The sequence below is a fragment of the Hominisplanchenecus murintestinalis genome (assembly GCF_943193015.1).
GTDB lineage: Bacteria > Bacillota > Clostridia > Lachnospirales > Lachnospiraceae > Hominisplanchenecus_A > Hominisplanchenecus_A murintestinalis.
On record NZ_CALPCM010000053.1, the window covers coordinates 1 to 11,135 of the forward strand.

Annotated in this window: 8 protein-coding genes; 3 read left to right on the plus strand and 5 right to left on the minus strand. The window is 47.8% G+C overall.

What is annotated here, in order from left to right:
* Nucleotides 1–109 precede the first annotated feature (109 nt).
* Complete coding sequence (locus tag NFR99_RS13105; RefSeq protein ID WP_251353862.1) at nt 110–2,515, plus strand: hypothetical protein; 2,406 nt, start codon at nt 110–112, stop codon at nt 2,513–2,515.
* Between the two features lie 139 nt (nt 2,516–2,654).
* Here the strand turns inward: NFR99_RS13105 and NFR99_RS13110 are convergent, their stop codons facing one another.
* The 3 genes from NFR99_RS13110 to NFR99_RS13120 all read right to left on the minus strand — a co-directional run bounded on the left by NFR99_RS13110 (nt 2,655) and on the right by NFR99_RS13120 (nt 5,349).
* On the minus strand, nt 2,655–3,569 hold the full coding sequence (locus tag NFR99_RS13110; protein ID WP_251353863.1) for an AEC family transporter: 915 nt from the start codon (nt 3,567–3,569) through the stop codon (nt 2,655–2,657).
* Between the two features lie 2 nt (nt 3,570–3,571).
* Complete coding sequence (locus NFR99_RS13115; RefSeq protein ID WP_135976654.1) at nt 3,572–4,063, minus strand: cob(I)yrinic acid a,c-diamide adenosyltransferase; 492 nt, start codon at nt 4,061–4,063, stop codon at nt 3,572–3,574.
* Between the two features lie 662 nt (nt 4,064–4,725).
* Nucleotides 4,726–5,349, minus strand: coding sequence for a single-stranded DNA-binding protein (locus NFR99_RS13120; protein ID WP_120486022.1), 624 nt, complete (start codon nt 5,347–5,349; stop codon nt 4,726–4,728).
* Nucleotides 5,350–5,580: 231 nt separating this feature from the next.
* Here NFR99_RS13120 and typA point away from each other — a divergent pair, with 231 nt between their 5' ends.
* Together typA and ymfI are read left to right on the plus strand one after the other, a co-directional pair.
* Nucleotides 5,581–7,407 carry a translational GTPase TypA gene (typA, locus tag NFR99_RS13125; RefSeq protein ID WP_251353864.1) on the plus strand — a complete coding sequence of 609 codons (1,827 nt, stop codon included), beginning with the start codon at nt 5,581–5,583 and terminating at the stop codon, nt 7,405–7,407.
* 15 nt (nt 7,408–7,422) lie between these two features.
* Nucleotides 7,423–8,157, plus strand: a complete 735-nt coding sequence (gene ymfI, locus NFR99_RS13130) for an elongation factor P 5-aminopentanone reductase (RefSeq protein WP_251353865.1) — start codon at nt 7,423–7,425, stop codon at nt 8,155–8,157.
* Here ymfI and NFR99_RS13135 read toward each other — a convergent pair.
* The gene (locus NFR99_RS13135) at nt 8,154–10,118 is read right to left on the minus strand and encodes an ABC transporter permease (RefSeq protein WP_251353866.1); all 1,965 of its coding nucleotides are present in this window, start codon (nt 10,116–10,118) and stop codon (nt 8,154–8,156) included. The two genes, ymfI and NFR99_RS13135, sit on opposite strands and share 4 nt — an antisense overlap.
* Nucleotides 10,111–10,878, minus strand: coding sequence for an ABC transporter ATP-binding protein (locus NFR99_RS13140; protein WP_135976652.1), 768 nt, complete (start codon nt 10,876–10,878; stop codon nt 10,111–10,113). The genes NFR99_RS13135 and NFR99_RS13140 overlap by 8 nt, the downstream gene beginning before the upstream one ends.
* Between the last annotated feature and the right edge of the window lie 257 nt (nt 10,879–11,135).

The window sequence follows — 11,135 nt, forward strand, 5'->3', positions numbered from 1 at the left end:
GCACATTGGCTTTGAGCAGGTTAAAGCTTTAGTGGCATAGGCTTATTGTGCAATTTTTTAAATTTGCTCATTTATAGCAAATAAAAAACATACAAAGGGGGATGAAAACATGAAATATATCCGCAAACTATTTACAACCCTTGCGTGCATATCTCTGCTCTTTTGCCTCTCTCTGACAGCAAACGCATCAGAGGAAAACGAAGCCGTCGGCGCCGCCGCATGGGAGATAAGCGGAGTGTCCATGGATCATCAGTCAGTGACTTTTAATATTGAAAACGTAAGGCAGCCACAGGATGCCATCCTTGTTGTCAGCGAAGAGCGTGGTGACAAAATCGAAATCCCTTTTTCCATTAAAAGCGCCGTGGAACGTATTACTGTAGCCTATCCCGACGGCGGCTGGTTTACGGATGGACTTTATTATGTATGGGTACGAGACCTTGAGGGAAACCGTTGTGACAGCTGTTTTGTGCATTTCCGGCCTCATGAAATGAGTCTTCGCTATGTCAATGCATACCCATGCTACCTAACGGGAGAAACCAGATACCTGAATGCAGATATTACTGCTACAATAGGGTTCGAGGAATACAAAGCCGAAATACAAAACGACGGAACATTCATCCTGAGATACCCCAGACTGGAACCCGGGATATATATAAGCGTTACCTCCACCGATGGTTACGGATGTTCTAGTACAAGCCGGTATGCCATCGAAGACAAATTTATTTCCTGGCCCAGCGTCACTGTCTTCCGTGAGGGTATCGCGCTTGATGGGCATCACTTGTCTTCTGACGAGCGCGTATGTGCAGAAGTAGACGGCGTTCTATACTACTCTGATTACGGTGTATCCTGTCCCTACCTTGAAACAAAACCTATCATAACCTACCCTCTGACAACTGCAGAGACTGTTACGGTATGGACAGAAAGCGCCTGCGGAAGTATCTCTAAGAAAATAACCCGTACTGTGGAAGACTGTGCGCTGGATACATGTTCCTACTCGTCCGACGCCCTCTACAAAAAGGGCGTATATCCCTCAAAAGCATTCGGAACCGTTAAGCCCAATGTATGCGGCCAGGTTCCCTGCAAGGTATCAACGACAATAGGCGGAACTGTATATTCAGCAAATATCAATCCTGCCTCTGGAAGCTATGTCCTGGAATACCCCAGGCAGAAGCATGGAACATCCATTACGCTTACTTTTTCTGACGCCCACGGGTGTTCCTGCCCGCTTAAGTATAAAGTAACTAACGAATTTCATGAATGGAACCTATATAGTTCCTCTATCCTGCCGTCCCGGATTACCACTACGCTTCCTCTAGGCGGACGGATTGTCGCCGAAGTAAACGGAAAGGTATACAAAAGTAACACTGCCGCTTCCGCAAATGCTTCCGTCACCGTGAAATACCCGCAACAAGCTTTAGGGAGTAAGATAAAAGCCTGGCTGGAATCAGACAATTCCTCCTTCACCAATCCGCAGCAATATGTGGTTCAGATCCAGCCTTATGAAATCAATGCGTTTGCAAAAACTACTTCCATTGACGGGGGCATTTTCCTTCACAGCTACTATGACAACGAGCCATTTTCCGGCTCCGTATATGTAGAGATTGCCGGAAAACGCTATCCCTGTAAGGTTGCAAAACTCAATTATGAATCAAAAGAACGCTACAAATATGAACACGAAGAAGATTCCTATGAAACCCTTTATCCAGGCTATTCGGTAAAATATAAATTCCAGGGCTCATTCCCTAAAGCGCAGCCTGATACACTTTTGAAAGTCGTCCTTACAGATAACTACGGCTATACGTTCACAAAATCGGTAAGAATAAAAAATCAGCCTCCGAAACTCCGCGTGAATAAAGTAACCAGCGACAGCACAAAAATCACCGGATCCACCAGCGCAAAGTCAGGTTCCCTGATTGAAATATGGATCGGCAAGAAGAAATACACCACAAAAGTAAAAAAGGGCGGTTCTTTCTCTAAAAAAATCAAACCGCAGAAAGCCGGAAAGTCTGTTGATGTATGGGTGACAGACAAGAATAATAATTACAATTGTAAATTTCTCCGCATCAAACAGGCAACCGGAAAAATTACTTTGAAGGGGAAGATTTATCAGTCCAGCAGCTCCATCTCTATGTCCATCACCAACGGAAAGAAAGGGGAGCGTCTCAAACTGAGCGTAGGATCCAAAACATACAGCAAAAAGCTGAAATCAGGCAAAAAGCGGCAAAACATCCAGATTTCCCTGAACCCCAAAGCTTCCGCCGGAACCGTCATAAAAGCTGTCCTGTACGATAAATTCGGGAAACGCAAAGGTTCCGCACAAACCAAAGTCTATATTGGAGATACCATTTACACTGGAATGTCAGCCCACGATGCGCAGTTAACTACCTGGGGCGCTCCCGTCAGAAAAAATGACTGGGGCGGCGGATATTTGCAGTGGGTATACCGCAGCGGCGGCTCCACCCTGTATGTTTATATCCAGAATGGAAGAGTCGTTTCCATGCAGCGGTTTAGCTAAATCTTCAAAACAGGATGCCGTAAAACAAACGAACCCCGCAGCAAATAGTACGCATCTTATGATGCTCTATACCATATGCTGCGGGGTTTTTGTATTTTTAGAAACCCGCTTTCCAAGCTTCTTCTGCTAAATATTCGCCTCATCCTACCAGCATCGACACCAGCGGCATCGTCACTACCGAAAGCAGCGTTGTAAGCGCCACTCCCTTCGAGTCCAGCTCGTAGTCCCCGCCATACTGCTGCGCCAGCATGGCCGTCATGCTCCCCACCGGCGTGGACAGCATCACCAGGCACACGCCAAGAAACATCTCGCTTTCCACAAACAGCTTGATAAACAACATCCCCGCCACCGGAAGCACAAGAAGCTTAAACGCCGAAAACGCCAAAAGCTTTCTATCTGTAAACAACTCCCTGACGTCAAACTCCGCCATAGACGCCCCGATAACCATCATACTCAGTGGAGCCGTCAGCCCGCTCAGAGAAGATACCGCCGTTTCCACAAAATCCGGCGTTGGTATCTGGAAAATTGCAATTGCCAAAGCTGCCAGGCAGCTCAGTACACCCACGTTCAGGATTTTCTTCCATGATATCTTTGTGCGCTCTGCACCAGCTCCCTGCATCTCACGGATTCCATAAGTATAAATTAAAAGATTATACGGAATCAGGAACAGGGACGCATACAAGAGCGCTTCACTGCCGTATACTGCACGGATGACCGGAAATCCCATAAATCCCACATTTGAAAAAATCATCATAATCCGATAGGTTCCCGCACTCTCCCTGGATACCCGAAAAAGCGGCGTCACCACTGCCGCAATCAGAATAAGCCCCACAAACATCAGAACCGCTATCCCCAGGCACATCCCCAGCTCCTTCGGAGCAGCCGCCCCGGTACGTTCGATGCTTCCGGAAAGAATCAGCGCCGGATTCGCCACATGCACCACCAGCCAAGACAAAAACTTCGCCGTCTCCGCACTCAGTATTTCTCTTTTTCTCATGCAATACCCCAGCACCATCAGAAAAAAAAGCACTGCCATCTGCTGCAACAATAACATATCTAACTCCTGTCCCTCGTTGTCATCTCCGTTACCATGTTCGCTAAATCCCAAAGTTCCCTGCCTTCATAGATTCCTGTCATGATAACTCCCACATCCCCGTCGTTCGTCTGAAGCAGCGAGCGTATCTCATCCGCCGTAACAATCCCATACTCCAGCAGTCCCAGAATCTCATCAAGAATCAGCACGTCGCACTCCTCTGTCACCAGCACTTTTTTTGCAAAATTTACGCCGTTTTTCAGGTTCTGCTGCTCTTCCTTCTGCTCCTCTTCAGAAAGCTCTCCAAAAGACTTGTCCGACTTTTCAAATCGGAACAACTTGATTTCCGGTTCCAAACGCCTGATGAAGTCAATCTCTTCCGTCTGTTTCTGCTTCAGAAACTGGATGATAATCACAGACTTCCCTTCACTCGCCGCGCAGATAGCTTGTCCAAGCGCAACGGATGTCTTTCCCTTGCCCTTACCACAAATAATATGTACAACCCCGTTCTCCATTCTGCACCTCTCTCCAAACTCAAAATGCTGCCTGCGGCAGCTCCATCACTTTCCATAATTTCTATATATTACTACAAACTCCCCTGAAATGCAATGTTTCTTTCTGGAGCATTTCTGCACAGATGCAAATTGCGGTTTGTCGCTTACGCCAGACGCCGTGAAACCTGCCGCATATCCCACACGGACGGAGACAACGCGCCGGCGAACTAGCCGCCGGAGAAACACGCAACGCGTGTTTCTCTGCCGCGGTGGTCGCCGAGTGGGCATGCAAGCCTGCCCGTTCGGCTCGTCACTCGCGCAAACTGCGACTAATACGCTCAGGAGAGCCTTCGCGCATAAGTCTCCGTAAGCGTCGGATTTCGCCTCTGCTAAAAACGTCTCCTGAGTGTCCGCTTAGGGGGCGCCTTTAGCAGAGGTGAGATCCACGATTTACGGAAACTTAATGCGCGAAGGCTCTCCTGAGCGTATTTAGTTGGAGTTAATCGTTAGCTCACCGGTGCGTTGTCCCCGTCCGCGTGGGATATATGGCAGGCGTCCCGGCGTCCGGGGTAAACATGGAAAATTATCGGTTCCGTGACCGTCCGGCGTAATTCATGGGAACTTTCACCTCCGCAGACTTCCGGCGTAAACGATGACCTGCCCGACAAACCACAATTTGACCACTAATTGTATTCCAGTTTACTCACCGACACTTCATACGCAGTACGCTTCTCCGTAATGTCACCGTCCAGCTTCTTCATATAATCACGGCTCTGGATGCGCCCCCATACCTGCACATGGCCGCCGACCTCGAAGGTGGAGGAAAACCTGGCGTTTCTTCCCCAGCAGATACATGGAATATAGTCTGATTTTCCGTAAGGACGGTTCACTGCCACCAGCATATCTGCGATTTCCCTTCCAAGAGGCGTCTTTCGGTACACCGGCATTTTGCAAATATACCCATCCAGGAAAATCTGATTCGTTTTCATCTTATCGCTCTCTTCTTCCACGAAACTGATTTCCCTCGCAAATACCGAAAGCACCAGCCTGTTTTTCTTCTCTTCATGCCGGTTATAAGAACGGAACTGCCCCAGAATCTGTATGTATTCCCCCTGGTAATCCTGCGTGACGTCAACCAGCCGTTCTGATATCATGACCGGAATCCTGTCGCTGGAATTGCTCAGCCTCTTTACGAGGATATCTACCATATAAAACCCTTCGCCAAATACTTCATGGCTGAACACGAATTCTGATGCAATCTCCCCCATAATTGATACCTGATTGTTTTCAATAACCTTATCTGCCATTATTATACGTTCTCCCTTCTTCTTCTCTGGCAGGACGCCGCTCTTTTCCGCAGCTATCCGCTTTGTACTTTTTTACGTATAATTATATCTATGATGCTTTCCTCCATCTTAGAACAGAAAAAATCACAGAAATCCTTGTATTCCCATGAAAATGTGATAAACTGTTAAAGTCATTTCATAATTATGGGGCCAACCATTCCCATGTATACAAGAAAGAAGGAATTTTTATTTATGAGAAGAGAAGACGTTCGTAATATCGCGATTATCGCCCATGTGGATCATGGCAAAACCACTCTGGTAGACGAGCTTTTAAAGCAGAGCGGCGTATTCCGCGCCAATCAGGAAGTCGCTGAGCGCGTCATGGACTCCAACGACTTGGAGCGTGAAAGGGGTATCACGATTTTATCTAAAAACACAGCCGTTTTTTATAAAGATACTAAGATCAACATCATCGATACCCCCGGACATGCCGACTTTGGCGGCGAGGTAGAGCGTGTACTGAAAATGGTAAACGGCGTTATCCTGCTGGTAGACGCCTTTGAGGGCGCTATGCCACAGACAAAGTTCGTACTGCGCAAGGCGCTCGAACTAAGTCTCCCGGTAGTTGTCTGTGTCAACAAAATCGACCGCCCCGAAGCGCGTCCCGATGAAGTTGTAGATGAAGTACTTGAGCTTCTGATGGACTTAGATGCTTCAGACGCACAGCTTGACTGCCCATTCCTCTATGCTTCTGCAAAGGCAGGATACGCAGTGAAAGACCTTTCCGATGAGCCTAAGGACATGACGCCGTTGTTTGAGACTATCCTAGACTATATTCCCGCGCCGGAGGGTGATGAAACAGCCGGGACGCAGGTATTGATCAGTACCATCGACTACAACGAATACGTGGGGCGCATCGGCGTGGGCAAGGTGGATAACGGCACGATCAAAGTTAACCAGGACTGCATTATGGTCAACCACCACAACCCGGACACCCAGCAGAAAGTCAAAATCAGCAAACTCTATGAATTTGACGGACTGAATAAAGTGGACGTTCAGGAAGCCACTGTAGGTTCTATCGTGGCGATTTCCGGTATTGCCGACCTCCATATTGGAGATACATTATGCTCCCCGGATCACATAGAGGCGATTCCATTCCAGAAAATTTCAGAACCCACGATTGCCATGCATTTTATCGTAAACGACAGCCCTCTCGCCGGGCAGGAAGGAAAATATGTAACCTCCCGCCATCTGCGCGACCGTCTCTTCCGGGAACTGAACACCGACGTAAGCTTGCGTGTAGAAGAGACAGACGCCACAGAAGCTTTCAAAGTATCTGGGCGAGGCGAGCTTCATCTGTCGGTACTGATTGAAAACATGCGCCGTGAAGGTTATGAGTTTGCCGTCAGCAAGGCGGAGGTACTCTACCATACCGATGAGCGCGGCAGGAAGCTTGAACCGATTGAGCTGGCTTATGTAGACGTACCGGAAGAATTCGCCGGAACTGTCATTCAGAAGCTGAGTCTCCGGAAAGGGGAGCTGCAGGGCATGAGCCTTGCTTCCGGCGGATACACACGCCTGGAATTCTCCATTCCTTCCCGTGGACTTATCGGCTACCGCGGAGAATTCCTGACTGATACAAAAGGAAACGGTATCCTGAATACCATTTTTGACGGTTACGCTCCCTATAAAGGAGATATCCAGTATCGGAAACAGGGCAGCCTGATTGCTTTCGAAGCGGGGGAATCTGTAACATACGGCCTGTTCAGCGCACAGGAGCGCGGGACGCTCTTTATCGGTCCTGGCGAAAAAGTTTACTCCGGCATGATCATCGGACAGAGCGCAAAACCGGAAGATATTGAGTTAAACGTATGCAAGACGAAACACCTGACCAATACCCGTTCCTCCTCCGCGGACGAAGCGCTGAAGCTTACGCCTCCGAAGGTTCTCAGTTTGGAACAGGCGCTGGAGTTTATTGACACCGATGAACTTCTGGAGGTCACGCCTGAAAGCCTTCGCATCAGGAAAAAAATTCTGGACCCTACTTTAAGAAAACGTTCTAAGATAAATAAGAAGTGATAGGAGCAGATAACTATGGGTTTTAAAACAGCTTTGGTAACTGGAGCCTCCCGGGGCATCGGGCGTTCTATCGCCCTGACCCTGGCGGCAAATGGCTATCACCTGATGATTACCTGCCATAGAAATGCAGAAATGCTGGAAGAAGTAAAACAATACATCGAATCCCATTTTCCTGTGACCTGCGTCACATTTGTTGGGGATATGGGAGATTTCCTGGCCGTAGAACAAATGTATTCTGTATTCACAGAATATTTTTCTTCCCTGGATCTACTGGTAAACAACGCCGGAATTTCCCATCTCGGCCTTCTCACAGATCTCTCCCCTGAGGAATGGGACCGCCTGCTGCAGACGAACCTTTCCTCTGTGTTCTACACTTGCCGCAGCGGCATCCCTTTGATGCTGCGCCGCAAAAATGGAAAAATCATCAACATTTCCTCCGTCTGGGGTGTAGCAGGCGCTTCCTGTGAAACCGCCTACTCTGCCACCAAAGGCGGGGTAAACGCACTGACAAAAGCGCTGGCAAAAGAACTGGCTCCCAGTAACATCCAGGTCAATGCCATCGCCTGCGGCGCGATTGACACCGAGATGAACAGCTTTATGACGGAAGAAGAACTGGAAGCCCTGCTTATGGAAATCCCCGCCGGACGCCTGGGGCGCCCCGACGAGGTTGCCAGCCTGGTATTAGATTTATGCACGGAAAACAACTACCTTACCGGGCAGGTCATCCACCTGGACGGCGGATGGATTTAAGAAATAATCTTGTAATACGTTTTCGCCGTCCTGCCGTACACCAGGCAATACAGCAGCCCAAACAGAAGCATGGTGGTGACCGTACACACTGCAAAGAGCCGGACATTGTAGAGGCCAAACACAAACAGCATTCTACGAATCATATTGAAAGCGAAGAAAATATGGACTCCGGCCGCAATCAGCGGCAGATAAAATACCGTCAGCACCTGGCTTCTGATAGAGCTCTTTACCTCTTTTCGGCTCATTCCCACTTTCCGCATAATCTGATACCGCTCTCTATCGTCATATCCCTCTGAAATCTGTTTATAATAAATAATCAGCACCGTAGCCATCATAAACAGGAATCCCAGAAAAATCCCAAGGAACAGTACGCCTCCATTCAGGGCAAAGAAACTGCTTCTTCCCTCCGCCGCACTCCGCACACTGCCTTCCATTCCGGAAGCCTGCAGTTCTGCCAGCAAATCTTCATAAACCTGCAATTGTACATCTTCACCCGCATTTATGTCAAACGCACAGTAATACTTCCAAAAACTCTTCAGCGATATCCCTTCGGCCACTCTCTTTGCCGAATCCTTATCCGGCAGAACCAGCCAATATGTGTTCACCACATTTCCTAAATTGTCTGTAGGAAGCGGAAACTCTTCCAGCTTTTCCTTAATCCGGAACTCTGTATCCCCGAAATACATCGTGTTTTCTTCTACTTCACCTGATACCACACAAAGAAGCACTTCATCTTCCGCCAGGCTCACATCTTTTCCTGCCAGGCGGTTATAGTCTTGCAGCGTTATACATTCAATATTCGCATAATCCTTTGTTGTTTTGTCATTCCCATAATCCTCTCCGAAATGGTTTCCTGACTGGTTGACTGTATAATAGGACCTTTCGTAAGCTACTTCATCCACCGATTTTACACCATGCGCAGCCAGAACCTTTTCTTTTATCTCCTGTACATTTTCCATAACCTCTTTCGAAGAGACATGCATGTCAAAATATATATTCCTGGGATAGCGCACCCGTATGGCATCCTCTGTTCCCAGATACATGCAGACCGTCGTAGAAATCAAAATCAACACTCCGGTAGACAGTACGCAGATACTCGCAAGACCTGCTGCATTCTGCTTCATCCGGTACATCATGCCCGAAACGGAAATAAAATGATTCCGCTTATAATAAAAGTTCTTTCTTTTCCGCATAAACTTAAGGATAGCGATGCTTCCTGCCGTAAACAGGCAGTAAGTAGCAATCACTACCAGAATGACCGCCAGGAAAAAGAATAACATTGCGTCAATCGGATTCTCCACCGTAGCCGCCATATAATAACCAACGCCCAGGAACAAAAAGCCTACGCTCGTCAGTATCCATCTGGTCTTCGGCTCCTTCTCCCCCACATTTCCGCCTTTTAGCAGCTCTACCGGATTCGCCAGATGAATCTGGCGCAGCGTGTTCAGGAGATTAATCACAAAAATAATCCCAAACAGAATCGCCGCCTCCGCTATAGCGCGCGGCACGATTTCAAATTTCAAAGACATCTCAAATTCCAACGCCCGCTCTACACACAGATAAACCAGCTCAGAAAAAAGCACGCCAAATCCCACGCCTGCCGCCATGCTGATTAGAAACGTATCCACGCTCTCCCAAAACACTACCCGTCCCAGATGGCGCTTTTCCATTCCCAGAATATTGTACAGACCGAACTCTTTCTTCCTGCGCTTAATCAGGAAACTGTTCGTATAAAACAGGAAAATCACCGCAAAAATCCCGATAATCCAGCTCCCGAACCCCATAATCATCTGCACTTCGTTCCCTCCGCGGATATCCCTCATACTCTGGTTCAGGGCAAGCCCGCGGATAATATAGTACATCATAATTGTCCCCATGCAGGTCAGCATATAGGGCACATAAATACGGGCATTTTTCTTAATATTACTAAACGCCAGCTTTACATAGAAAAATTTACTCATTTCTGTCACCGCCTGTCGCAAGGATTGTCAGCGTATCCGAAATCTTCTGATACATCTCCTCTTCATTCATCGTGGCACGGTAAATCTGATGAAACACTTCCCCATCCTTAATAAACAGCACCCGCTTCGCATGGCTTGCCGCTTTGACGCTGTGAGTCACCATAAGAATCGTCTGCCCTTCCTCGTTTACCTCCTCAAACACCCGCAGAAGCCCCTCCGTCGCGCGGGAATCCAGAGCCCCCGTCGGCTCATCCGCCAGCACCAGCTTCGGATTCGTAATCAGCGCCCTTGCTACTGCCACTCTTTGCTTCTGCCCTCCTGATACCTCATAGGGATATTTCTCCATAATATCGGTAATCCCAAGCTTCCGCACGATCGGGCGCATCCGCAAGTTCATTTCCTCATATCCCTTGCCCGAAAGCACCAGAGGAAGAAACACATTATCCTTTAGCGAAAATGTGTCCAGCAAATTGAAATCCTGAAACACAAATCCCAGGTTCTCCCTGCGGAATGCAGAAATGTCCTTCTCCTTAATTCCCGTAATATTTTCCCCATTCAGCAAAACTTCACCGCTGGTAGGCTTGTCAAGCGCCGCCAGAATATTCAAAAGCGTCGTCTTTCCCGAACCCGACTCGCCCATAATCGCCACATACTCCCCCTCTTCCACCGAAAACGAAACATTGCTCAGCGCCTGCACCTGATTCCCGCCGAATCTGGGGACATAAATTTTTTTCAAACTGCGCACTTCCAAAATTGCCATGCTCATAACCTCCTCATCATAAAACAGCCTTACATGTTACATCTTAAAGTATAGCAAAAAAGGAACTGTACTGCCATTTCTCCGGCTTACAATTCCCTGGGGAATCTTACGATTTTGTAAGGTTGAATAAATTTATCTTCTTCTAAGTTTGTCTCTCCAAAACATGGTAGTGTAAATAAGTGTAAGCGATACAAAACACACCGTAATGAAAAGAAGTGCATGTTGTGATATACTCTATCAAAACATACACTTCTTAT